We start from the raw sequence: 23,716 nt of genomic DNA on the forward strand, positions 1-23,716 counted from the left end.
GGTGCTCATTCCGTGATCGTCCCCCGCAGGTAGTCGGCGGCGTGGCGGGCGCGGGCGCGCACATCGGCCAGGTCGTCGCCGTAGGTGTTGACGTGGCCGACCTTGCGGCCGGGCTTCACGTCCTTGCCGTACATGTGGATCTTCAGCCCCGGGTCCCGGGCCATGCAGTGCAGGTACGCCGGGTACATGTCGGGGTAGTCGCCGCCGAGGACGTTCGCCATCACCGTCCAGGGCGCGCGCGGGCGCGGGTCGCCCAGCGGCAGGTCGAGCACGGCGCGCACGTGGTTGGCGAACTGCGAGGTGACGGCGCCGTCCTGGGTCCAGTGGCCGGAGTTGTGCGGGCGCATGGCCAGCTCGTTGACGAGGATCCGGGGCTCGCCGTCCGGCCCCTCCGCCTCGAAGAGCTCCACCGCCAGGTGGCCCACCACGTCCAGCTCCATCGCGATGCGGAGCGCGAGCTGCTGCGTACGCACCGCGTCCTCCGGCGCCAGCCCGGGAGCCGGGGCGAGGACCGTGTCGCAGACCCCGTCGACCTGGATCGACTCCACCACCGGGTACGCAACCGCCTGGCCGCTCGGCGAGCGGACGACGTTCGCGGCCAGCTCGCGGCGGAAGCCGACCAGCTCCTCGGCCAGCACCGGCACCCCCGCGCGGAACGGGGGCGCGGCGTCCTCCTCCGTACGGACGACCCACACGCCCTTGCCGTCGTACCCGCCGCGGACCGTCTTCAGCACGACCGGGAAGCCGCCGCTCTCGCGCGCGAAGCGCGCCACGTCCGCCGGGTCCGCCACGATCCGGTGCCGCGGGCAGGGGATGCCCAGCTCCGTCAGCCGGGCCCGCATGGCGCCCTTGTCCTGGGCGTACACCAGCGCGTCCGGGCCCGGCCTCACCGCGACGCCCTCGGCCTGGAGTGTCCGCAGATGCTCGGCCGGTACGTGTTCGTGGTCGAACGTGATCACGTCGCAGCCGCGGGCGAAGTCACGCAGCGTGTCGAGATCGCGGTAATCCCCGACGACCGTGTCGCCCGCCACCAGGGCGGCGGAGTCCGTACGGGTGCCGCTGAGGAGCTTGAACCTGATGCCGAGGGGGATGCCTGCCTGGTGGGTCATCCGGGCGAGCTGTCCCCCGCCGATCATGCCGACTACCGGGAATGTCACGCGTCCCAGGGTATCGGCCGGGCGGGCGGAGCCGCCCCCTCCGTCGGCGGGCACGGTTAGCATGAGGGCTCCGGCCCGCCGGAGAAGACCGGGACCAGGGGAACACCACCGACCATCGGAGTCTGACGATCTTGATGAGTGCACGGCAACCGGGGGCAACGCGGCTGCGCCGCCTGAGCCGCGAGGTGGCCGAGTTCGCCGCGGTCGGGGGCATCGGCGTCCTGGTCAATCTGGCTGTCTTCAACCTCGTGCGGAACTCCACGGAGCTGCCCGTGGTCCGCTGCAGCATGATCGCGACGGCCGTCGCGATCATCTTCAACTACATAGGCTTCCGGTACTTCACCTACCGCGACCGGGACAAGACCCGGCCCCCGCGCGAGTTCACCCTGTTCCTGGTCTTCAGCGCCGCCGGGCTCGTCATCGAGAACGGCCTGCTGTACGTGGCCACGTACGGGTTCGACTGGGACACCCCGCTGCAGAACAACATCTTCAAGTTCCTGGGCATCGGGGTGGCGTCGCTCTTCCGCTTCTGGTCCTACCGGAGCTGGGTCTTCCGTGCGGTGCCCGCGGCCCGGCCCGCCGCCGCGCCCGCGGATGGCGGCGAAGCCGGCGACATAGCCGTGACCCCCGGGGTGCGGATCCCGGGGAGCCGGCGCACACCGCGGGAGGCCGAGGAGCCCGAAGAGCCGGAGGAACCCGAGGCGCAGGAAGAGGCGGTCGCGGCGCGGCGGTAGCGTTCGCGTCCCGTACGAGCCCCCGCGTCTCGCGTACGCGCCCCCTCCACCCCCGCGAGCCCGCACGCACGCCCGTACCCGAGCCGTCCGCGTGCCCCGTACGCCCCCTCAGTGTTCCTCGTGCTCCCGCGCGAGGAAGAGCGCGAACGTCGTCGGCTTCTGCTGCACCAGCTCCAGCCGCCCCCCGTCCGCCTCCGCCAGGTCGCGGGCGACCGCCAGCCCCAGACCCGTCGAATTGCGCCCGCTGACCGTGCGCTCGAAGACCCGCGAGCCGAGGTCCGCGGGGACGCCGGGACCCTCGTCGGTGACCTCGACGACCACCTGGTTGCCCGTGACCCGGGTGCGCAGTGCGACCGTCCCCGCGCCGTGCATCATCGCGTTCTCGATCAGCGTCGCGAGCACCTGCGCCACCGCACCCGGTGTGCCCACCGCGCGCAGGTCCTTCTTGCCGGAGCGGACGATCGCCCGCCCCTCGCCGCGGTACACGGGCCGCCACTCCTCCAACTGCTGCTTGACGACCTCGTCCAGGTCGAAGCCCATGCCCGAGCCGGCCTTGGGGTCCCGGGACTTCGTCAGCAGCCGCTGCACCACGTCCGTCAGCCGCTCCACCTGGGTGAGCGCGACCGCCGCCTCCTCCTTGACCGTCGCCGGATCGTCGGTGAGCGCGATCTCCTCCAGCCGCATGGACAGCGCGGTGAGCGGCGTACGGAGCTGGTGCGAGGCGTCCGCGGCCAGCCGCCGCTCGGCGGTGAGCATCCGCGCGATCCGTTCGGCGCTGGCGTCCAGCACGTCGGCGACGCGGTCCAGCTCGGGGACGCCGTAGCGGCGGTGGCGGGTGCGCTGGTCGCCGGAGCCGAGGCGCTCGGCGGTCTCGGCGAGGTCGGTGAGCGGGGCGGTGAGCCGGTTGGCCTGGCGGACGGCGAGCAGCACGGCGGCGCCGACGGCGAGCAGCGCCACCGCGAAGATGATCAGCAGGGTCTGGCCCAGCTCGTCGTTGACCCGGTCGCGGGCCTCCATGACCGTGACCCGCTCGCCCCTGCTGCCGGTCTCGGTGGCCTCGATGACCGAGCCCTCGGGCCGCTCCCCCATCTTGAGCGGCGGCCCGCCCGGCAGCTCCACCTCCGCGTACCGCCCGTCCGTGACCTGCCCGGCGAGCGCCTGGCGGGTCACCCGCGCGTCGTCGGCGATCTTGCCCTCCACGACGCTGAAGAGCCGGACGGCCTCGGACTGCACCCGGTCGCGCGCGGCGGCCTCGATGGTGCGGGTCTCGACGATGACGAGCGAGACGCCGAAGACGGCGATGACGACGAGCACGACCGCGAGGGTGCTGTTGATGAGCCGTCTGCGCATGGCTGCCGGAGGCCGCGGGCGGCCGGCCTAGCTCTTCTCGAAGCGGAAGCCCACGCCGCGGACCGTCGCGATGTAGCGGGGGTTCGCGGCGTCGTCGCCGAGCTTCTTGCGCAGCCAGGAGATGTGCATGTCGAGCGTCTTGGTGGAGGACCACCAGGTGGTGTCCCACACCTCGCGCATCAACTGCTCGCGCGTGACCACCCGGCCCGCGTCCCGCACCAGCACCCGGAGCAGGTCGAACTCCTTCGCCGTGAGCTGCAGCTCCTCCTCGCCGAGCCAGGCCCGGTGCGAGTCGGTGTCGATGCGTACGCCGTGGGTGGCCGGCGGCTGCGCCTCGGTGGAGCCGCGGCGCAGCAGGGCCCGGACCCGGGCGAGCAGTTCGGCGAGGCGGAAGGGCTTGGTGACGTAGTCGTCGGCGCCCGCGTCGAGGCCGACGACGGTGTCCACCTCGTCCGCGCGGGCGGTGAGCACCAGCACGGGGAAGCCGTGCCCGTCGGCGCGCAGTCGCCGGCACACCTCCAGGCCGTCCATGCCCGGCAGGCCCAGGTCGAGCACGAGGAGGTCGACGCCGCCGCGGAGCCCGGCACCGAGCGCAGTGGGACCGTCTTCCCGTACCTCCACCTCGTAGCCCTCCCGGCGCAGCGCGCGGGCAAGCGGTTCCGAGATGGCCGCGTCGTCCTCGGCCAGCAGTACTCGGGTCATGGTGCGATGGTAGACCTCCGGTCACCGAGAGTGGGCCGGTGGCGTCGGGTTCTCTCACCTCCCGGCACGCGGTCGAACACCCCGGCGGTGCCCGTGCGCCGGTTCGCGCCGTCCGCCTGATCGCGGTCCCCGGATCGCGGCGCGCGGGGTTTCCGGCGACCATGAGGGCACCGGGCCGGCCGGTCCGCGGGGAGGCGGGTGCGATGGCTGCGGTACGGGTCCGGTGGCGGCGGCTCGTGACCGCGGTGCTGGGGACCGCCGCGGCGCTCACGGCGCTGGTGCCGCCGCCGGCCGGGACCGTGCCCCCGGAGCGGCTTGCGGAGCGGACGGCGGAGCAGCGGCCCGGCGCAGACGGGGCGCTCAGGCGCAGCGTCGAGGCGTACGGGGAGCATCCGCGGCAGCGCGTCACCGTCCACTGGCAGCCGCGGCGGGCGCTCCGCGGCGGGCTCGTCGTGGTGCACGGGGGGTACTGGTCGTACGACACCGACTGGGAGGAGTGGGCGCGGGCCTTCGCCCGGCGCGGCTACGCGGTCTTCGACGCCGGCTACCGCCTCACCCCCGAGGTGCGGTGGCCGGCGCAGCGGGACGACGTGACGGCGGCGCTGCGGTGGGTGCGGCACCACGCCGCGGGGTACGCCGTGGATCCGGCGCGGGTGGCGGTGCTGGGCTCGTCGGCGGGCGGGCAGCTCGCCGTCGCGGCGGCCGTGTACGGGGCGGGGGCCGCGCACAGCGCCGGGGTGGTGGCGCTCTCGCCGGTGGCGTCGCCGTACCGGGCCTGGTCGGACGGCGGGGCGCCGGGGGCGACGGCGGCGGAGCGGCGGCTGCGGGCGAGCGCGGAGCGGCTGGCGGGGTGCGCACCGGACGGCACGCCGTCCCTGTCGGAGGACCCGTCGTGCCGGCGGGCGTGGTGGTCGCTGGACCCGCGGAGCATGGCGTCCGGTCGGGACGACGCCCCGATGCTGCTGCTGCACTCGGCGCACGACTTCGTGCCCGCGTACCACTCGGAGGAGGTGGCGGCGGCGGAGCGGGCACAGGGGATGCCGGCGGACGACGTACGGGTGCGGGTGGTGCCGGGCAGCGCGCACGGGATGCGGCTGCTGACGGAGCCGGGGGTGGTCGGGGAGATCGAGGGGTGGCTGCGGGGGCGGATCGGGTAGGCGTAGGCGCCGGGCGGGGGCGTACGACGATCGGCTCGTACGACGTGCGGCGGGCGGGGCCCGTACGACGGCCTAGAGCGGCGCGGAGAGCTCCGCCCACACCGTCTTGCCCACCACTCCCGGCTCCCGCTGCACGCCCCAGTCGAGGCAGAGCCGCTGCACGATGAACATCCCGTGCCCGCCCGGCCTGCTGGCGCGGTGCGGGGTACGGGGCTCGGGCGTGCCGGTGCCGGAGTCGCTGACCTCCAGCCGCAGCACCTTCCCCGCCGTGCGCAGCCGCAGTTCGTCCGGCCCGCCGCCGTGCAGGCAGGCGTTGGTGACCAGTTCCGAGACGACGAGCAGGACGTCCTCCGCGGCCGCGCGCTGCTCCGCGTTGACCGCGGGCAGCCAGCCCCAGTCCTCCAGGGCCCGGCGGGCGAAGTCGCGGGCGCGGGGCACCATGCCGCTGGCGCCGACGAGCCGCAGCCGGCGGACCTGTCCCGCGGGGGCGGGCTCGCCGGCTGGATCGGCCGCGGCGGCGCCGCCGTCGGGGCGCGCGGGCGCGGCGGCGCCGCTGCCGGCCTCGCCCTCGGGCGGCAGCGCGCCCGGCGGCAACGACCTGAAGCTCATCGCCTCACGACACCCCCTTCGCGCAACCGCACGCCCGTTCGCGCACCCGTCCGCGCATTCGTGCCCTTCCTGCCCGTTCCAGAAGTTTCGCCTGGGCTTCTGCCCTACGAGATCGCGGAAACACCCCTGAGTTTCCCCGGGTCACTGTGACGCGCATCACCTGACGCACCGGCCCCACCCGGCATCCGGTGACCGGGAGGTCACTCCACGAGGGCGGACTCCAGGGTGTCGTGCAGCCGGAAGACCGCCTCCGCACCCGTGATCTCGAAGACTCTGGCCACCACCGGCTGCAGCCCCGCGAGGTGCACGGCTCCGCCGTCGGCCTCCGCTTTCAGGCGGGCGCCGAGGAGCACGTTCAGCCCCGTCGAGTCGCAGAACTCCAGGCGCGAGCAGTCGAGTACGAGCCGGCTGCGGCCGCCGGCGATACATCGCTCCAGCGGCTCCCGCAGCACCTCGGCCGTGTGGTAATCGAGTTCACCCGCAGGTGTGAGGACGGCGCTCCCGCCATGGACCCGCACGTCGACGTGCAGTCGGCCGCGGCTCGGGCTTCCGGCGGTTCCGGCGTCCATGCGCGCTTGTCTCCTGACCCTCGGGCTGTCGTGCGATGCAGGTCCGACCCTACGCCTTTGGTCACACGTTCGGCACCCGAACAGCCAACATAATAGGGCAAATATGGACACCTGATTCTTGCACCGGAGGAGAGAAGCGGGTAGGGCTAGAAGCACTCACCACACGTGGCCTTGGGAGGCGCCGCAGACCACAAGCGGACAAGAACTGGCATCGGCAGCCGCATTGCCGAGAACGATGGAGGACAAATGTCAACCCGGCTCGACGCCGCGGCGAGCACGCCGCCGGCACGACCCCACGCCGAGCGCGGCAACGACCACACTGAGCACCACGGCGCGGACACCGTCGTCTCCCGTGGCGGCCCCGGCGGCGAGGACGCCGCCGACCAGGCCACCGAGGACACCGCGAGCATCGCGGACGCCGCGGACGCCGCCGGCACGGCGGCCTTCACGGGGAGCATCGACGAGCTGGAGGGCATCGCCTTCGACGAGGTCGCCCCCGCGGACGCGCGGGCCATGTCGAAGACCCTCTTCGACCGGCTCGGCACCCTCGAAGAGGGCACCCACGAGTACTCGTACGTGCGCAACACCCTGATCGAACTCAACCTGGCGCTGGTGAAGTTCGCCGCCTCCCGGTTCCGCTCGCGCAGCGAGCCGATGGAGGACATCATCCAGGTCGGCACAATCGGGCTCATCAAGGCGATCGACCGCTTCGAGCCCGCCCGCGGGGTGGAGTTCCCCACCTTCGCGATGCCGACGATCATCGGCGAGATCAAGCGCTTCTTCCGCGACACCTCCTGGTCCGTACGCGTCCCGCGGCGGCTGCAGGAGCTCCGCCTCGACCTGGCGAAGGCGGGCGACGAGCTGGCACAGCAGCTCGACCGCGCCCCCACGGTCGACGAGCTGGCCGAGCGGCTGGACATCGGCAGGGACGAGGTCGTCGAGGGCATGGCCGCCTCGAACGCCTACACCGCCAGCTCGCTGGACGCGCAGCCCGAGGAGGACGACTCCGAGAGCACCCTCGCCGACCGCATCGGCTACGAGGACCACGGCCTGGAGGGCATCGAGTACGTCGAGTCCCTCAAGCCGCTGATAGCGGAGCTGACGCCGCGCGACCGGAAGATCCTCTCGCTGCGCTTCGTGGCCAACATGACCCAGTCGGAGATCGGCGAGGAGCTGGGCATCTCGCAGATGCACGTCTCCCGGCTGCTGTCGCGGACGCTGGTGCGGCTCCGCAAGGGGCTGATGGTCGAGGAGTGAGCCGGAGACCGGGCCGCGGACCGGGAACGGGGCCGCGGACCCGGCCGGGAGCCGCCTCCCCGGCTTTCCGGGGAGGCGGTGCCATGATCGGCCCATGGCCTCCCCCCGGCGGCGGCCCGGCCGCCGGGCCCCGGTGCTCGCCCTGCTCACGGCGCTGGCGCTGGCCTGGACGGGCGCGTGCGCGCTGCCGGGCGGGGACGGCCGGGAGCCGTCCGGCGCCGGCACCTCCTCGTACGACCCCGACCCCGGCGGTGACGAGTGGACCCCCTGCCCGCTGACGGGCATGGAGCGGCGCGAGTGCCGCGGTGTCACCGTGCCCGTCGGCGGCGGCAGCCACGAGACCCTCCGCCTCGCGCTCTCCCGGCTGCCCGCCCGTGACCAGGGCCGCCGCATCGGCGCGCTCGTCCTCGCGCCCGGCGGTCCCGGCCTGTCGGGCCTCCAGGAGGCCGTGTCCGCCGGCGTCGACTACCCGCGCGCGCTGCGCGACCGGTTCGACATCGTCGGCTACGACCGCCGCGGCACCGGCCGCAGCCACCGCGTCGACTGCGGCGAGCCCCGCGGCGCCCTCGACCGCCTCGGCAGCACGCGCAGCCTCCGCCTCGTCCGGGACGTCACCGCCGTCGACGCCGCCGCCCGCGACTACGTCGAGGGCTGCCGCCTCTCCTACGGCCCGCTGCTGGCCCGCCTCGGCTCCCGCGCGGGCGCGACGGACCTGGAGCGGGTCCGGCGGGCGCTGGGCGAGGAGCGCATCAGCCTGCTGCTGCACTCGTACGCCACGGTGGCCGGCCAGGTCTACGTCACCCGCCACCCGGAGCGGGTGCGCGCGGCGGTCTTCGACGGGGTCGTCGACCCGGACCGGCCGGGCACGTCCTACGTACTGAGGACCCTGCACACCCGCCAGGAACTGGACGACGAGCAGGTGCCGGAGCCGGGGCCCAGGGCCGCGCCGAAGGCGGTGCCGTCCGACGTGCGGGCGGCGTTCGACGAACTGGACCCGGGACCGCCGCCGCTCGCGCTCTTCCTCGGCGTCCACTGCACGGACTTCCGGTGGCCGGGGAACCTGCGGGCGCTGCTGCGGGAGCTGGACGACGCCCGCGAGGCGCGGTGGCGTACGCGGACGGTGGCGCGCGACTACGCGCCCTGCGTGCACTGGCCGGGGCGCGGCGAGCCGCTGGGCGCGGTCCGGCCCGGGACCGGCCAAAGGGCCGGCGACGGGGCCCGTGCCGGGGACTACGGCGCGGCCGACGGGGCGGATCTGCTGCTGATCAACAGCGAGGACGACATCCGCACACCGGCGGCGGGCGCGGAGCGGGTGGCGATGCGGTTCCGGGCGCCGCTGCTCACCGTGCCGGGCGGGCGGCACGGGCTGGTGGGCTTCGGCAACGAGTGCGCGGAGCGCGCGGCGGTGGAGCATCTGACGGCGCGCCCCGCGGCGGCACCGGACGCGAACCTCAGTTGCTGACCGGCCCGTCGGGACCCGCCGCCGCTCCTCAGTTGCCGCCCGGCGCCCTCGCGCCCGCCGTCGCTCCTCAGTTGCCGCCCGCCGGTACCCGCTCCCCCCGGCGCCACACCTCCGCCACCAGCGGCACCCCCGGCCGGTACGCCAGGTGCACGTGGCTCGGCGCGTCCAGCAGCGCCGCGTCCGCCCGTGCGCCCGGTGCGAGGCGGCCCACGTCCGTGCGCCGCAGCGCCGCCGCGCCGCCCGCCGTCGCGGACCACACCGCCTCGTCCGGCGTCATGCCCATCTCCCGTACCGCGACGGCCACGCAGAACGGCATGGAGCTGGTGAACGACGAGCCCGGGTTGCAGTCCGTCGACAACGCCACCGTCACGCCCGCGTCCAGCACCCGCCGCACGTCCGGGTAGACCGCCCGGGTCGAGAACTCGCAGCCGGGCAGGAACGTCGCCACCGTCACCCCCGACGCCAGCGCCGCCACGTCCGCGTCCGTCAGGTGCGTCAGGTGGTCCGCGGACGCCGCCTCCAGCTCGACGGCGAGCTGCACCCCGGGCCCGTACGACAACTGATTCGCGTGCACCCGCGGAGTCAGGCCGCGTACCTTGCCGGCCGCGAGGATCGCCCGCGCCTGGTCGCCGTCGAACGCCCCCTTCTCGCAGAAGACGTCGATCCACCGCGCGTACGGCGCGCAGGCGTCCAGCATCTCGCCGGTGACCAGGTCGACGTACGCGCCCGGATCGTCCGCGTACTCCGGCGCGACGACATGCGCACCGAGGTACGTGACCTCCTCCACCTGCTCCGCCGCGACCCGCAGCCCCCGCGCCTCGTCCGCCGCGGTCAGCCCGTAGCCGGACTTCGTCTCCAGCGTCGTCGTGCCCTGCCGGAGCATCTCGCGGACGAACCGGGCGAGGTTCGCCGCCAGTTCCTCGTCGGTCGCGGCGCGGGTGGCGGCGACCGTGGTGCGGATGCCGCCCGCGGTGTACGGACGGCCCGACATCCGGGCGGCGAACTCGCGGGTGCGGTCGCCGGCGAAGACGAGGTGCGAGTGCGAGTCGACGAAGCCCGGGAGCAGCGCCCGCCCCGCCGCGTCGTACGCGGTGTCCGCGGCCGGCGCCGCGTCGGCCGCGCCGACCCAGGCGACGCGGTCGCCGTCGAAGACGACGGCCGCGTCCTCCAGCAGGCCGAGCGGCCCGTCCCCGAGGGCCGGGTCATTGGTGACGAGGCTGCCGATGTTGACGATGGCGGTGGCGGTCATGGTCCTGCCCTCGTGGGTCGGGGTGGGTGCGGGACGGGCATACGGTTCCGTGGGCCGGTGGTGCGCGGGACCGGGGGCCGGGCGTCAGACGCGCAGCGCCGCGATCGCCGCCGTCAGCGCCCCCGGTACGTCCTCCACGAGCGCGTGCACCCCGTCCCGTACGACGTGCCGGCCCCCCACCACCGTGTGCCGCACGTCCGCCGCCGTCGCCGCGAACACCGCCGTCTCCGCGCCCAGCCGCGGCACCGCGCCCGCCGTGCGCACGCTGTCCAGCGCCACGGTGGTGAAGTCCGCGAGCCCGCCCGGCTCCAGCCGGGCCGGCGCGTCCCAGCCGAGGGCCTCGTAGCCGCCCTCGGTGGCGGTGCGCAGCAGTTGGTGGGCGGTCCAGTGGCCGCGGCGGCGGGTGCGCAGCCGCTCGTTCAGCTCCAGCGCCCGCGCCTCCTCGAAGAGGTCGATCACGGCGTGGCTGTCGCTGCCCAGCGAGAGCGGGCTGCCGGCCCGCTCCACGGCCGCGGCGGGGCCGATGCCGTCCGCGAGGTCCCGTTCCGTGGTGGGGCACATGCACACGCCGGTGCTGCTGCGGCCGAGGAGGGCGAGGTCGTCGGCGGTGAGGTGGGTGGCGTGCACGGCGGTGGTGCGGAGGCCGAGGACGCCGTAGTCGGCGAGGAGGCGGGCGGGGGTGACGCCGTGGGCGGCGACGCACGCCTCGTTCTCGGCGGGCTGCTCGGAGAGGTGGACGTGGAGCGGGACGCGGCGTTCCGCGGCCCAGCCCGCCACGGTGGCGAGCTGTCCCGCGGGCACGGCGCGCACGGAGTGGACGGCGGCGCCGACGCGCACGGTGGCGTCGCCGGGTTCGAGGGCCGCGGCGCGTTCCGCCCAGGCGTCGGCGTCGCCGTCGCTGAAGCGGAGCTGGTGCCGCCCGGGCGGCTGCCCGAAGCCCGCGGCCAGGTAGGCGGTGTCGAGCAGGGTGAGCCGGATCCCGGCCGCCGCGGCGGCGGCGATCAGCGCGTGGCCCATGGCGTTGGGCTCGTCGTAGCGGGCGCCGCCGGGCGCGTGGTGGACGTAGTGGAACTCGCCGACGCAGGTGATCCCGGCGAGCGCCATCTCGGCGTAGACGGCGCGGGCGAGGTCGTAGTACGTGCCGGGGGTGAGCCGGTCGGCGACGCCGTACATCACCTCGCGCCAGGTCCAGAACGTGCCGGAGCCGACCTGCACGGTGCCGCGCAGCGCGCGGTGGAAGGCGTGGCTGTGGGCGTTCGCCAGGCCGGGGAGGGTGAGGCCGCGCAGGACGGTGGCGCCCGGCGGCGGCGCGGGGACCGCGGTCCTCACCGCGGCGAGCAGCCCGCCGGACGCCGCCGCCTCCAGGACGACACCGGGTTCGACGACCCCGCCGACCCATGCCTGTTCCGCCCAGTACGTCGTCACGCGGCCCCTTCCGACCGAGGTACGGAGCTGCCGTCGCCGGCCAGGTCCGCCAGCACGTCGGCGAGCGCCCGTACGCCCGCCGCGCAGTCGTCCTCGTCCGCCGACTCGGCCGGCGCGTGCGAGACGCCGGTCGGATTCCGTACGTACAGCATGGCCGCCGGCACCGCCCCGGAGAGGATCCCGGCGTCGTGTCCCGCCCCGGTCGGAAGCAGGGGCGCGCCGCCGAGGCGCGCGGCGAGGCGGTCGCGCAGGGCGTGGTCGAAGTCGACGACGGGCGTCAGCGACTCGCGGGTGACCTCCACCGCCGTGCCGTCGCGTCCTGCCCGCTCGCGCGCGGCCTGCTCGACGGCGGCGACGAGGGTGTGCAGGGTCTCCTCGTCGGCGGCGCGGGAGTCGAGCCAGCCGCGGACGAGCGAGGGGATGGCGTTGACGCCGTTGGGCTCAACGGCGACCTTGCCGAAGGTGGCGCGGGCGCCGGCCTGCGCGGCCTTCTTGCGGGCGGAGAGCACGGTGTGGGCGTAGGTCAGCATCGGGTCGTGGCGGTCCTCCATGCGGGTCGTGCCCGCGTGGTTGGCCTCGCCGCGGAAGTCGAACCGCCAGCGGCCGTGCGGCCAGATCGCCGACGCCACGCCCACCGCGTGGTCCGTACCGGCGAGCGCCACGCCCTGCTCGACGTGGAGCTCGACGAAGGCGCCGATGCGCGCCAGCCGCTCGGGGTCGGGGCCGATGCCGTCGGGGTCGTGGCCCGCGCGCTCCATCGCCCGCGGCAGGGTGACGCCGTCGCCGTCGGTCAGCTCGTGCGCGGCGCCGGCGGTGAGCTGCCCGGCGGCCAGCCGGGAGCCGACGCAGGCCAGGCCGAAGCGGGCGCCTTCCTCGTCGCCGAAGTTGACGACGCCGAGGGGGCGGTCCGGGCGGACGCCGCGGGCGTGCAGCTCGTCGAGGGCGGCGAAGGCGGAGACGACGCCGAGGGGGCCGTCGAAGGCGCCGCCGTCGGGTACGGAGTCGAGGTGCGAGCCGGTGACGATGGCGCCGCCCGCGGCGGGGTCGCCGAGCCAGGCCCACTGGTTGCCGTTGCGGTCGGTCTCGTACGCCAGCCCGCGCGCGCTCGCCTGTGCCCGGAACCAGGCCCGGCAGTCGGCGTCCGCCGCCGTCCACGCGAACCGGCGGTAGCCGCCGGAGGGCGCGTACCGCCCGAGGGGGCGCAGCTCGCGCCACATCTCCTGGAACGAGGACGGGCTCACGCGGGTCCGCTTTCGGCGTTCTCCCGCATCGGCACGCGCACGCCCCGCTCGGCGGCGATCTCCTCGGCGCGCTCGTAGCCCGCGTCGACGTGCCGGATGACGCCCATGCCCGGGTCGTTGGTGAGCACCCGGCGGATCTTCTCGCCCGCGAGCGCCGTGCCGTCGGCGACGGTGACCTGGCCGGCGTGGAGCGAGCGGCCCATGCCGACGCCGCCGCCGTGGTGGAGGGAGACCCAGGAGGCGCCGGAGGCGACGTTGACCATGGCGTTGAGCAGCGGCCAGTCCGCGATGGCGTCGGAGCCGTCGCGCATGGCCTCGGTCTCGCGGTACGGGGACGCCACCGAGCCGCAGTCGAGGTGGTCGCGGCCGATGACCAGCGGCGCGGCCAGCTCGCCGCTCGCGACCATGTCGTTGAACCGCTCGCCGGCCCGGTCGCGCTCGCCGTAGCCGAGCCAGCAGATGCGGGCGGGCAGGCCCTGGAACCGCACGCGCTCGCCGGCCAGCCGGATCCAGCGGGCCAGCGACTCGTTCCCGGGGAAGAGGTCGAGGATGGCGCGGTCGGTGGCGGCGATGTCCTTCGGGTCGCCGGAGAGCGCGGCCCAGCGGAAGGGGCCCTTGCCCTCGCTGAAGAGGGGGCGGATGTAGGCGGGCACGAAGCCGGGGAAGTCGAAGGCGCGCGCGTAACCGGCGAGCCTGGCCTCGCCGCGGATGGAGTTGCCGTAGTCGAAGACCTCGGCGCCGGCGTCCTGGAAGCCGACCATGGCCTCGACGTGCCGGGCCATCGACTCGCGGGCGCGGGCGGTGAAGTCGGCGGGCTTCTCGGCGGCGTACGCGGCCATGTCGGCGAAGTCGACGCCGAGGGGCAGGTACGCGAGCGGGTCGTGGGCGGAGGTCTGGTCGGTGACGATGTCGATGGGCGCGCCCTCCGCGAGCAGCCGGGGCACCAGTTCGGCGGCGTTGCCGAGGACGCCGACGGAGAGCGGGCGGCGGGCGTCGCGGGCCTCGGTGGCCAGCCGCAGGGCGTGCTCCAGGCTGTCGGCCTTCACGTCGAGGTAGCCGTGCTCCAGGCGGCGCTCGATGCGGGAGGGGTCGCACTCGACGCAGAGCGCGACGCCGTCGTTCATGGTGACGGCGAGCGGCTGGGCGCCGCCCATGCCGCCGAGTCCCGCGGTGAGGGTGAGGGTCCCGGCGAGCGTGCCACCGCTGTGCTTGTTCTCACGACTGAGCTTCGCGGCGACGGCGGCGAAGGTCTCGTACGTGCCCTGGAGGATGCCCTGCGTGCCGATGTAGATCCACGAACCGGCGGTCATCTGGCCGTACATGGTCAGCCCCAGGGCCTCCAGCCGGCGGAACTCCTCCCAGGTGGCCCAGTCGCCGACGAGGTTGCTGTTGGCGATGAGGACGCGGGGCGCCCACTCGTGCGTCTGCATGACGCCGACGGGGCGGCCGGACTGGACGAGCATCGTCTCGTCGGGGCCGAGGGTCGTCAGCGTCCGCACCATGGCGTCGAACGAGTCCCAGTCGCGGGCGGCCTTGCCGGTGCCGCCGTAGACGACGAGCTTGTCGGGGTGCTCGGCCACCTCGGGATCGAGGTTGTTCTGCAGCATCCGCAGGGCGGCTTCCTGCTGCCACCCGCGGGCACCGGGCTGGTTGCCGCGCGGGGCCCGCACGGGTCGGGGTCCTGCCATGCCTGCCTCCTGGCGCGCACCGTCCGTTTCTGAATGAACAGAAACACATCCTGACGCGACTGAATTACCCTAGTCAAGGCCGCCTCGCGTCCGACAGTTGGACGCCGTACGACAGCATTTGCGGACGGATGATTGACTGCCGGCATGCCTGACGACGAGCCCGTTCCCGTGCCGCAGAATCTCCCGCTCGCCGCCCGCCGCGACCTGGCGGTGCGCGCGGCGCTGGCCCAGGGTCTGGTGTCCGGCGCCGAGCCGGTGGCGGGGCTGCTGGACGTCGCGGGCATCCGCGAGTCCGCGGCCGCGCTGCGGGCCGCGTTCGACGAGGTGACCGCGCCGGGGACGCCGGTGCTGCACTCCTTCGCGGTGAAGGCCGCCTCCCTGGTGCCGGTGCTGCGGCTGCTCGCCGACGAGGGCCTGGGCGCGGAGGTGGCCAGCCCCGGGGAACTGGAGCTGGCCCGCGCCGCGGACGTACCCCCGGACCGCACCGTGCTCGACTCCCCCGCCAAGACCGCCGCCGAACTGCGCGGCGCCCTGGCCCTGGGCATCGCGGTCAACGCCGACAACCCCGAGGAACTGGCCCGCATCGACGCCCTGGTCCGCTCGGCGCCCACGCGGTCGACGATCGGGGTGCGGATCAACCCGCAGGTCGGCGGCGGCAGCATCGGCGCGATGAGCACGGCGACGGCCACGTCGAAGTTCGGCGTGACGCTCCAGGACGACGGCGCCCGCGACTGGCTGATCCGCGCGTACGTGGACCGCCCCTGGCTCACCGCGCTGCACACCCACACGGGCTCGCAGGGCGTGCCGCTGCCGCTGATGGCGGCGGGGGTGCGCGCGGCGTACGAGCTGGCGGAGGAGATCAACGCGGCCGCGGGCCGGCGGCAGGTCACGACGCTGGACATCGGCGGCGGCCTGCCGGTCAACTTCGGCTCCGACGAGATCACGCCGTCGTTCGCGGACTACGCCCGGCTGCTGCGCGCCGGGATCCCGGGCCTCTTCGACGGCCGCTACGCGCTGATCACGGAGTTCGGCCGCTCGCTGCTGGCGAAGAACGGCCTGGTGCTGGCCCGCGTCGAGTACGCCAAGTCCGCGGGCGGCCGCCCCATCGCGGTCACCCACGCGGGCGTCCAGGTGGCCGTACGCACGGTCTTCGCCCCGGACTCCTGGCCGCTGCGCGTGACGGCGTACGACGCGGAGGGCCGCCCCAAGACGGGCCCCCCGGTCGCCCAGGACGTGGCGGGCCCGTGCTGCTTCGCCGGCGACCTGGTGGCCCGCGCCCGCGAACTCCCCCCGCTGGCCGCGGGCGACCACGTGGCACTCCTCGACACGGGCGCGTACTACTTCTCCAACCCCTTCTCGTACAACAGCCTCCCCCGCCCGGCGATCCACGGCTTCACGACGGACAGCACCGGGGTCCGCTTCGCGACGGTGAGAACAGCCCAGACGCTCCAGGAAATCGTCAAGGAATCCGGCGGCCCCCACAGCACGTCCCTCACCACCCTGACCTGACGCCGCGGAGGCCGACCTGCCCGCGGCCGCGCTCTGGCCGGCCCTGCCGTGAGGCTGCCGCCGGCGAAGGACGGTACCCCGGGAAAACCGATGTCGCGGCATGCTCTCGCTCTGTGAGGATTTCGTCATGCCCGAGACAGCCCGGATGGACCACGTTGCCCTCGTCACCGGTGCCAACCACGGAATCGGGGCCGCGGTGGCAAAGGCCCTCGCGGCTCGCGGCGTTGCCGTGCTCTGCACGTACCTGCGCGAGTCCGGCGAGGAGGCGACGGACGACTACCGGCGCGCCCGGTCCGCCGGCGGGGAGGCGGTGGTCGAGGAGATCCGCGAGGCGGGAGGGCGGGCCGCGTCCCTGGAGGCGGATCTGAGCGATCCGGCTGCCCCTGCGGCCCTCTTCGACGCGGCAGAGCACCATCTGGGCGCGGTCGACATCCTGATCAACAACGCGTCAGGCTGGATCCAGGACACCTTCGCACCCCGGCCGGCCGACCGGTTCGGCAGGCCGCTGCGCGCGGTCACCGCCGAAACGTGGTCCCGGCAGTTCGCCGTCGACGCGATGGCCCCGGCGCTGCTGATCGCCGAGCTGGCCCGCCGCCACCGCGCCCGCGGGGCCACCTGGGGCCGCATCGTGGGCCTCACCTCCGGCGGGGACCTCGGGTTCCCCGGGGAGGTCTCCTACGGGGCCGCGAAGGCCGCCCAGACCGACTACACCTTGTCCGCCGCGGCGGAGCTGGCCGATCTCGGCATCACCGCGAACGTCGTCCACCCGCCGGTGACCGACACCGGGTGGATCACCGACGAGGTCCGCGAGTTCGTCGCGTCGAGCGGCACGCACTTCCACGTCGCCACGCCGGACGAAGTCGCCAGGGCCATCGTGTTCCTCACCTCTGACGACGCCGCCCTCGTGACGGGCAACACCATCACCCTCCGCTGAAGCCGCGCAATGCTCCGGCCCCCGAATCCAGGGTCCCGGGGGACGTGTACGCGGCGTACCGGTCCCTCGTTCGCGACGGGTTCACCGGCCACCTCATCGTGTAGCGGCCGGGCGGTCGGGTAACCGCACGGCCGGGGGTGGTTGAGGTAAGGGGTGCTTGTAAGGGGTTGGTGTAAGGGGCTGGTGGGCATTGGCAGGGGCATGTCGAAATCATCCACCGAAGCCGCCGGCCCGACACCCACCGACGGCGGTACGCCGCTGAAGCGGGCCATCGGGCCCAAGTTGCTGCTGCTCTTCGTCGTCGGCGACATCCTCGGCACCGGCATCTACGCCAACACCGGTGCCGTCGCCGGGCGGATCGGCGGGGCGTTGTGGGTGCCGTTCGTGATCGGGTTCGTGGTGGCGATGCTCACCGCCGCCTCGTACGTCGAGCTGGTCGGCAAGTACCCGCGGGCCGCGGGGGCGGCGCTGTACACGCAGAAGGCGTTCCGGGTGCCGTTCCTCACGTTCATCGTCGCCTTCATGGTGATGTGCTCGGGGCTGTCGTCCGCGAGCGCCGCCGCGCGGGCGTTCAGCGGCGACTACCTCCAGGAGTTCGTCGACATCTCGCCCACGCTCATCGCCATCCTCTTCGTCCTCCTGCTCGCCTCGCTCAACCTGCGCGGCGTCTCCGAGTCGGTGAAGACGAACGTCGTGCTCACCGTCGTCGAGGTGACCGGGCTGCTCGTCATCCTCGGCATCGGCGTCGCCGCCGTGCTCACCGGCGAGGGCGAGCCGTCGCGGCTGACGGAGTTCGAGACCGGCGGTACCGGGTACGCCGTGCTCACCGGCGTGCTCGGGGCGACCGCGCTGGGGTTCTTCGCCTTCGTGGGGTTCGAGGACTCCGTGAACATGGCGGAGGAGACCAAGGATCCGGTACGGAACTTCCCGCGGGCGATCTTCCTCGGGGTGGCGATCACCGGCACGATCTACGTCCTCGTGGCGCTCGTCTCCTCGCTGATGGTCGACCACGAGCGGCTGGCCGGCTCCAGCGGGCCGCTGCTGCTGGTCGTGGACGAGAGCGGTGTGGACTTCCCCGCCAAGCTCTTCGCGCTCATCGCGCTCTTCGCCGTGTCCAACTCGGCACTCATCAACATCATGATGGCCTCCCGCCTCTGCTACGGCCTCGCCAACGAGCGGGTGCTGCCGCGCGGGATGGCGCGCGTGCTGCCGGGGCGGCGGACGCCCGTGGTCGGGATCGTCTTCGTCACCGTGCTGGCCATCGGGCTGGTGTCGACGGGCGAGATCGAGGGGCTGGGCGACACCACGTCGTTCCTGCTGCTTTGCGTCTTCGCCGTCGTCAACGTGGCCGTGCTCGTGCTGCGCCGCGACCCGGTGGACCACCGGCACTTCCGCGCGCCGACGTGGATACCCGTGCTGGGCGCCGTCACCGCCGGGATCCTGGCCAGCCCGCTGTCGGACCGGCCCGCCGACGTCTACATCCGGGCGGGCGTGCTGCTGGCCATCGGGATCGGGCTGTGGATCGTCAACCAGATCGCCGTGCGGGCGGCCGGGCAGAAGTGAGTCTCACGGCCACAGGAGGTGCTTCGTCCACCCGGGTGGTGCCGACTCGTAGACGAGGCGCGTGTGGCGGCGGGACTTGTCGCCCTGCCAGAACTCCACCGTCCGCGGCCGTACCGCGTAAAGCGTCCACCCCGGCGACACCAGCTCCGGGTCCGCCTCGATCCGGGCCAGGGACCCGGCGACCGCCGCGTCCCGCTCCGCCGGGTCCGCGAGCGGGCGGGACTGGCGGGCGAGGAGGGCCTCCGCGCGGGCGGCGGCTCCGCGGGCGCGGAAGTCCGCGGCGCTCACCTCCGGGTCCGCGGTCGCGACCGGGCCCCGGATCCGTACCTGGCGGGCCAGCGGCGACCAGTAGAACGTCAGCGCCGCGTACGGCCGCCCCGCCAGCTCCCGGCCCTTCGGGCTGCCCGCGTCCGAGGCGAACTGCCAGCCGTCCGGGCCGACGTCCTTGAGGATCAGCACCCGTGCCGACGGGTCGCCGGCTGCGTCCGCCGTCGAGAGGGTCATCGCGTGCGGCTCGCGCACCCCCGCCCGTACGGCCTCCAGCAGCCAGTTCGTGAAGAGCGCGACCGGCTCGTCCGGTGTCTCGCGCGGGTCGAACGTCGGCAGGTCGCCCTCGAAGACCTCGATTCCCCGCAGCAGCCGCCTCAGGTCGGTCATGCCCGCCCCCTTCATGCCGGTGGCCCGGCCGGAGGGATCCGGCCGGGCCACACGGTCAGTCGAGTCGTCGTGTCGGTCGTTCAGTCGTCTCCGCCGCGTCAGTCGCTGCCCTGAAGGATGGCGACCAGGCGCAGCATCTCCAGGTAGATCCAGACGAGGGTCAGGGTCAGACCGAAGGCGGCGAGCCACGCCTCGTTCTTCGGGGCGCCGTAGGCGATGCCGTCCTCGACCTGCTTGAAGTCCAGGGCCAGGAAGCACGCGCCGAGCACGACGCCGATGATGCCGAACAGGATGCCGAGGCCCCCGCTGCGCAGACCCATGCCGTCGCCGCCGCCGATGAGCGAGGCGAACAGGTTCACCGCCATCAGCAGCACGAAGCCGATGGCCGCGCCGACGACGAACCGCTGGAACCGGGCCGTGACCCGGATGATCCGCAGCTTGTACGCGACGAGCACACCGAAGAACACCGCCATCGTGCCGAGCACGGCCTGCATGACCGCGCCGTCGACGTAGGTGTTGAAGTACTCGCTGATGATGCCGAGGAAGACGCCCTCGAGGACCGCGTACGACAGGATCAGCGCGGGGACGGGCCGGCGCTTGAACGCCTGGACCATCGCGAGCACGAAGGCGCCGAGCGCGGCCACCAGGCCGATGCCGAGCGACTTCTCGCCGTCGAAGGTGATCCAGGAGGCGACGGCCGCGAGGATCACCAGGCCGAGCGTCATGCCCGTGCGGGACACGACGTCGTCCATGGTCATCCGGCCGCCGGCGGGCGCCGCGTACGGCGCCCACTCGCCCTGCTGCTGGTCCGCGGGCGCGTAGGGGTTCCGCGGGGCGCCACCCGGCTGCTGCGCATACGGGTTGGTGCCGGGCTGGGCGTACGGGTTGTTGCCCTGGGCGACAGTGGGGCCCCCGGCCTGCGACGGCGCGTTGAAGCCTGCCGAACCGCCCTCGCGGCTGAACCCCCGTCGCGTGAAGACCGGGTTGCTGCTCCTCATCTCACTCCTCCGTGGCCGCACTGCGCGGCCTTGGGACAAGAGTAATGGGTAGGCAAAGACATCGCGCCAGTACCTCAGGAGGATCTTTCACAAGGCTTTTCCCGGACTTTCCCACTTCCGGGTAAGCAAGCGCTCAGAAATTGAGGTCCGCGTCACAGGGCGAGAACCGTGACCCCTTCGCTACGTACGGGTAACTTCAGCCCAGGACCCTGCCCCTCCGCGTCCCCTGGGAGCCGTGATGCCCGAAGCCGTGATCGTCTCTGCCGCCCGCTCCCCGATCGGCCGGGCCGGGAAGGGCTCGCTGAAGGACGTCCGCCCCGACGACCTGACCGCGGGGATCGTCCGGGCCGCCCTCGACAAGGTGCCGGGGCTCGACCCCGGGGACATCGACGACCTCATGCTCGGCTGCGGCCTGCCCGGCGGTGAGCAGGGGCACAACCTCGGCCGGGTGGTCGCCGTGCAGCTCGGCATGGACCACCTCCCCGGCTGCACCGTCACCCGCTACTGCTCCTCCTCGCTGCAGACCACGCGGATGGCGTTCCACGCCATCAAGGCCGGCGAGGGCGACGTGTTCGTCTCGGCGGGCGTGGAGACGGTCTCGCGGTTCGTCAACGGTTCCTCCGACGGGATGCCCGGCACGCACAACCCCTTCTTCGCCGAGGCCGAGGCCCGTACCGCGGAACGGCAGGAGAAGGGGTCGGCTTTCGAGGGCGGAGGCTGGCACGACCCGCGCGCGGACGGCCTCGTGCCGGACGTCTACATCGCCATGGGGCAGACCGCGGAGAACCTCGCCCGGGCGAAGGGCGTCACCCGGCAGGACATGGACGAGTTCGGCGTGCGGTCGCAGAACCTCGCGGAGAAGGCCATCGCCGCGGGCTTCTGGGAGCGCGAGATCACGCCGGTCACCACCCCCGACGGCACGGTGGTGACCAAGGACGACGGCCCGCGGCCGGGCGTGACGATGGAGGGGGTCGCCGGGCTGAAGCCGGTGTTCCGTCCGGACGGGCGGGTCACCGCCGGCAACTGCTGCCCGCTCAACGACGGCGCCGCGGCGGTCGTCGTGATGTCCGACACCAAGGCGCGTGAGCTGGGTCTCACCCCGCTGGCGCGGATCGTCTCGACCGGTCTCTCCGCGCTGTCGCCGGAGATCATGGGCCTGGGCCCGGTGGAGGCGAGCAGGCAGGCGCTCGCACGGGCCGGGATGGCGATCGGCGACATCGACCTGGTGGAGATCAACGAGGCGTTCGCCGCGCAGGTCATCCCCTCGTACCGGGATCTGGGCATCGACCTGGACCGGCTGAACGTCAACGGCGGCGCCATCGCCGTCGGCCACCCCTTCGGCATGACGGGCGCGCGGATCACGACGACGCTCATCAACTCCCTCCAGTGGCACGACAAGCAGTTCGGCCTGGAGACGATGTGCGTCGGCGGCGGGCAGGGAATGGCGATGGTGCTGGAGCGGCTGAGCTGAGCTGCAGCGGAGGGTGGGGGCCGTCCCGAGGAACGAGGGGCGGGACCCGCCCGGAGCGGAAGCGAAGCCCAGCGCGACCGGAGACACCGCGCGGCTGGGCCAGTGCTGAGCCGGTACGGAGCCTGGCGCGGGGGCGTGCGGGGTGTGTTCCGCGCCCCGTCATGCGGCGGTGGGACCAAAGGCCCGTCCTATTCATGCCATTTTCCGCTAGGGGTGGGGTTCTGCGCTCCGGCAGGCTGAGGTAGAACATGGGGGTCCTACAGCAATCGGGAGTCCGACAGTGAGCGCCACCAACTTCGCCGTCCTGCTGGCCGCCACCCCCACCGCGCTGCTCGGCGCCGCCGTGCTGCGCGCGGTGAGCGGGCTGCGGCGCGAAGTCGTCACGCTCCGTGCCGAGCTGACCGCGCGGGCCGCGACGCGGGACGCCGGGGAACGGGCGCAGGCCGTCCCGCAGCAGGCGAAGGAGAGCGCGGCGGAGGCCGCGGACGAGGCGGCGGTGCCGGCCGCCCGGCCCGTACCGGCGGCGGAGATACGTATCGCCGTCGCCCAGGCGCTCGCCGACGAGCGGGAGCGCGAGCTGGCCGAGGCCCGGGCGTTCTGGGCCGAGCAGGAGGCCCGCGACAGCATCGACGCGACCCCCTTCCCGGGCGACCCCGTCGACTTCGGCGGCGAGGTGTTCATACCGCGCCAGGCCGACTTCGCCGGCTTCGAGCCGCTGCTCGACCCGATGGACCGGCTGGACCGCATCGACCGGATGGACCGCATGGACCGGCTGGAGCACGCCGAACCCGCCGAGCCGGACGACGTCGCCGCCGCCGACGCACCGCCCGCCGAGGGCGAGTCCGCCGAACTGGCCGCCGCCCGCCGCCGCCACCCCTCGCACCCCGACTTCCGCCCCCAGCCCGCCGTCGCCGACCACGAGCGCACCGTGAACCGGCTGGAGGACCTGGCCGCGGGCCGTACGCCGCTGACCGACGTGCGGCTGGGCCCGCTCGGCACCCTCGACGTCTACGTCTTCGCCGACGGCACCACGCTCTGCCTCTCCCCCGGCCACCGCGACACCGCGGAGCGCCTCGCCGATGCCCTCGACGGGGGCACGGAGCCGGTGCTGCTGGGCGGTTCGGCGATCAGCGGGGCGTTCGCGCTGACCTTCGACTGCGCGGGCGAGAGCGTCTACATCCTCGCGGACCGCGTCATCGCCTCGCTCTGAGCCGTACGGGCCGGGCCCCGTGCGGACGGGCCGCGCAGAGCCCGTACAAGCCCGTCAGAGCGCCCCGTTCACAGCCGTACGTCCCTCACCACCGCCAGCGCCTCCGCGAGCCCCTCGGCGTCCCCCGCCGCCCGCAGCGCCTCCGCCAGGTCCCGGCCCGCGACCGCCACCTGGTCCCCCACCGCGAACTCCCCCGCCGCCGGCATCTCGTACGGCACCCGCTCCGGCGCCTCCAGGCGCTGCGCACGCGCGGACAGCTCGCGCGCCAGCGCGAGCCCGGCGGCGGCCGCCCCCGCGCGCAGCCGGCTCTGCGGCAGCGACCGCAGCCGGTCGGCGATCCGGTCGACCGCGGTCACGAAGTCGAGGACGTCGAGCACGAGCCGAGCCTAACCCGCCGGTAGCCGCCGGGCGGTTCGAGCCGTCCCGTTCCAGACGGTTGTCAATCGGCGCGCCCTCAGGCACGGTGCTGAGAAGGACTGCATACCGGAGGCGCCGATGTCCCAAGTCTTCTCCGCAGAAACCCACCGGAACCTGCTCTCCCGCATCCCCCACTGCACCGGCCGTGAAGTCTCCGACTGGTTGCAGACCGTCGAAGACGGTCCCTGTCTCCTCCGCTTCGAGGAGAAAGTGAGCTGGCTCCGTGGTGAGCACAACCTGGCGTACGGCCACGCCAAAGCGATCATCCACGAGTACGACCTGAGGCGGGCCGCGCGCAAACTGCTCTAGGAGGGGACTCCGCGCACCCCTGGCGCACCACGAGAGCACACCACGGCA

Annotated in this window: 22 protein-coding genes; 10 read left to right on the top strand and 12 right to left on the bottom strand. The window is 73.9% G+C overall.

Going from position 1 to position 23,716, the window contains the following annotated elements; all coding sequences use genetic code 11:
• Positions 1-5 precede the first annotated feature (5 nt).
• The gene (locus DMB38_RS11610) at positions 6-1,157 is read right to left on the bottom strand and encodes a 5-(carboxyamino)imidazole ribonucleotide synthase (RefSeq protein ID WP_125935106.1); all 1,152 of its coding nucleotides are present in this window, start codon (positions 1,155-1,157) and stop codon (positions 6-8) included.
• A gap of 134 nt (positions 1,158-1,291) precedes the next feature.
• Between DMB38_RS11610 and DMB38_RS11615 the strand changes: the two genes are divergently transcribed.
• Complete coding sequence (locus DMB38_RS11615; protein ID WP_206337680.1) at positions 1,292-1,891, top strand: GtrA family protein; 600 nt, start codon at positions 1,292-1,294, stop codon at positions 1,889-1,891.
• A gap of 108 nt (positions 1,892-1,999) precedes the next feature.
• On the opposite strand, the gene DMB38_RS11620 is transcribed toward DMB38_RS11615, so the two are convergent.
• On the bottom strand, positions 2,000-3,241 hold the full coding sequence (locus DMB38_RS11620) for an ATP-binding protein (RefSeq protein ID WP_125935107.1): 1,242 nt from the start codon (positions 3,239-3,241) through the stop codon (positions 2,000-2,002).
• Between the two features lie 27 nt (positions 3,242-3,268).
• The gene (locus DMB38_RS11625; RefSeq protein WP_047016091.1) at positions 3,269-3,943 is read right to left on the bottom strand and encodes a response regulator transcription factor; all 675 of its coding nucleotides are present in this window, start codon (positions 3,941-3,943) and stop codon (positions 3,269-3,271) included.
• Positions 3,944-4,146: 203 nt separating this feature from the next.
• On the opposite strand from DMB38_RS11625, the gene DMB38_RS11630 reads away from it, so the two are divergent.
• Positions 4,147-5,100: an alpha/beta hydrolase gene (locus DMB38_RS11630; protein ID WP_125935108.1), complete on the top strand. Its 954-nt coding sequence runs from the start codon at positions 4,147-4,149 to the stop codon at positions 5,098-5,100.
• Between the two features lie 72 nt (positions 5,101-5,172).
• Here DMB38_RS11630 and DMB38_RS11635 read toward each other — a convergent pair whose 3' ends face one another.
• Positions 5,173-5,709, bottom strand: a complete 537-nt coding sequence (locus DMB38_RS11635) for an ATP-binding protein (RefSeq protein WP_047016093.1) — start codon at positions 5,707-5,709, stop codon at positions 5,173-5,175.
• Between the two features lie 200 nt (positions 5,710-5,909).
• Positions 5,910-6,278, bottom strand: a complete 369-nt coding sequence (locus DMB38_RS11640) for an STAS domain-containing protein (protein WP_125935109.1) — start codon at positions 6,276-6,278, stop codon at positions 5,910-5,912.
• Between the two features lie 246 nt (positions 6,279-6,524).
• Here DMB38_RS11640 and DMB38_RS11645 point away from each other — a divergent pair, with 246 nt between their 5' ends.
• Both DMB38_RS11645 and DMB38_RS11650 read left to right on the top strand, forming a co-directional pair.
• Positions 6,525-7,535, top strand: a complete 1,011-nt coding sequence (locus DMB38_RS11645) for an RNA polymerase sigma factor SigF (protein WP_125935110.1) — start codon at positions 6,525-6,527, stop codon at positions 7,533-7,535.
• A 94-nt stretch (positions 7,536-7,629) separates the two neighbouring features.
• Positions 7,630-8,997 (top strand): alpha/beta hydrolase, encoded by a 1,368-nt coding sequence (locus tag DMB38_RS11650; protein WP_125935111.1) that lies wholly within the window; start codon positions 7,630-7,632, stop codon positions 8,995-8,997.
• Between the two features lie 67 nt (positions 8,998-9,064).
• Here the strand turns inward: DMB38_RS11650 and hutI are convergent, their stop codons facing one another.
• From hutI to hutU, 4 genes are all read right to left on the bottom strand, one after another.
• Positions 9,065-10,246, bottom strand: coding sequence for an imidazolonepropionase (gene hutI, locus DMB38_RS11655; RefSeq protein WP_125935112.1), 1,182 nt, complete (start codon positions 10,244-10,246; stop codon positions 9,065-9,067).
• 84 nt (positions 10,247-10,330) lie between these two features.
• Entirely contained in the window at positions 10,331-11,671 is a 1,341-nt protein-coding gene (locus DMB38_RS11660) for a formimidoylglutamate deiminase (RefSeq protein ID WP_125935113.1), read from the bottom strand.
• Entirely contained in the window at positions 11,668-12,888 is a 1,221-nt protein-coding gene (locus tag DMB38_RS11665; protein WP_125938965.1) for an allantoate amidohydrolase, read from the bottom strand. Before DMB38_RS11665 ends, DMB38_RS11660 begins: the two co-directional genes overlap by 4 nt.
• A 20-nt stretch (positions 12,889-12,908) precedes the next feature.
• Positions 12,909-14,600, bottom strand: coding sequence for a urocanate hydratase (hutU, locus tag DMB38_RS11670; protein WP_125935114.1), 1,692 nt, complete (start codon positions 14,598-14,600; stop codon positions 12,909-12,911).
• Between the two features lie 144 nt (positions 14,601-14,744).
• On the opposite strand from hutU, the gene DMB38_RS11675 reads away from it, so the two are divergent.
• The 3 genes from DMB38_RS11675 (at position 14,745) to DMB38_RS11685 (ending at position 18,606) form a co-directional block, all read left to right on the top strand.
• Positions 14,745-16,109 (top strand): diaminopimelate decarboxylase, encoded by a 1,365-nt coding sequence (locus DMB38_RS11675; RefSeq protein WP_125935115.1) that lies wholly within the window; start codon positions 14,745-14,747, stop codon positions 16,107-16,109.
• Between the two features lie 127 nt (positions 16,110-16,236).
• Positions 16,237-17,043: an SDR family oxidoreductase gene (locus DMB38_RS11680; RefSeq protein ID WP_125935116.1), complete on the top strand. Its 807-nt coding sequence runs from the start codon at positions 16,237-16,239 to the stop codon at positions 17,041-17,043.
• Between the two features lie 201 nt (positions 17,044-17,244).
• Positions 17,245-18,606, top strand: a complete 1,362-nt coding sequence (locus DMB38_RS11685; protein ID WP_125935117.1) for an APC family permease — start codon at positions 17,245-17,247, stop codon at positions 18,604-18,606.
• A 3-nt stretch (positions 18,607-18,609) separates the two neighbouring features.
• Here DMB38_RS11685 and DMB38_RS11690 read toward each other — a convergent pair whose 3' ends face one another.
• Complete coding sequence (locus DMB38_RS11690; protein WP_206337681.1) at positions 18,610-19,263, bottom strand: pyridoxal 5'-phosphate synthase; 654 nt, start codon at positions 19,261-19,263, stop codon at positions 18,610-18,612.
• A 98-nt stretch (positions 19,264-19,361) separates the two neighbouring features.
• A complete protein-coding gene (locus tag DMB38_RS11695; RefSeq protein ID WP_125935118.1) occupies positions 19,362-20,261 on the bottom strand; it encodes a Bax inhibitor-1/YccA family protein in 900 nt (299 codons plus the stop codon).
• A gap of 238 nt (positions 20,262-20,499) precedes the next feature.
• On the opposite strand from DMB38_RS11695, the gene DMB38_RS11700 reads away from it, so the two are divergent.
• Together DMB38_RS11700 and DMB38_RS11705 are read left to right on the top strand one after the other, a co-directional pair.
• Entirely contained in the window at positions 20,500-21,732 is a 1,233-nt protein-coding gene (locus tag DMB38_RS11700) for an acetyl-CoA C-acetyltransferase (protein ID WP_173534843.1), read from the top strand.
• A gap of 280 nt (positions 21,733-22,012) precedes the next feature.
• Positions 22,013-22,942: a hypothetical protein gene (locus tag DMB38_RS11705; protein WP_125935119.1), complete on the top strand. Its 930-nt coding sequence runs from the start codon at positions 22,013-22,015 to the stop codon at positions 22,940-22,942.
• Positions 22,943-23,010: 68 nt separating this feature from the next.
• On the opposite strand, the gene DMB38_RS11710 is transcribed toward DMB38_RS11705, so the two are convergent.
• Entirely contained in the window at positions 23,011-23,319 is a 309-nt protein-coding gene (locus DMB38_RS11710) for a hypothetical protein (RefSeq protein ID WP_125935120.1), read from the bottom strand.
• Positions 23,320-23,437: 118 nt separating this feature from the next.
• Between DMB38_RS11710 and DMB38_RS11715 the strand changes: the two genes are divergently transcribed.
• On the top strand, positions 23,438-23,668 hold the full coding sequence (locus DMB38_RS11715; protein ID WP_047016108.1) for a DUF4287 domain-containing protein: 231 nt from the start codon (positions 23,438-23,440) through the stop codon (positions 23,666-23,668).
• Positions 23,669-23,716: the final 48 nt, after the last annotated feature.

Origin of the sequence: Streptomyces sp. WAC 06738 (genome assembly GCF_003945505.1) — a bacterium.
Lineage (GTDB): Bacteria > Actinomycetota > Actinomycetes > Streptomycetales > Streptomycetaceae > Streptomyces.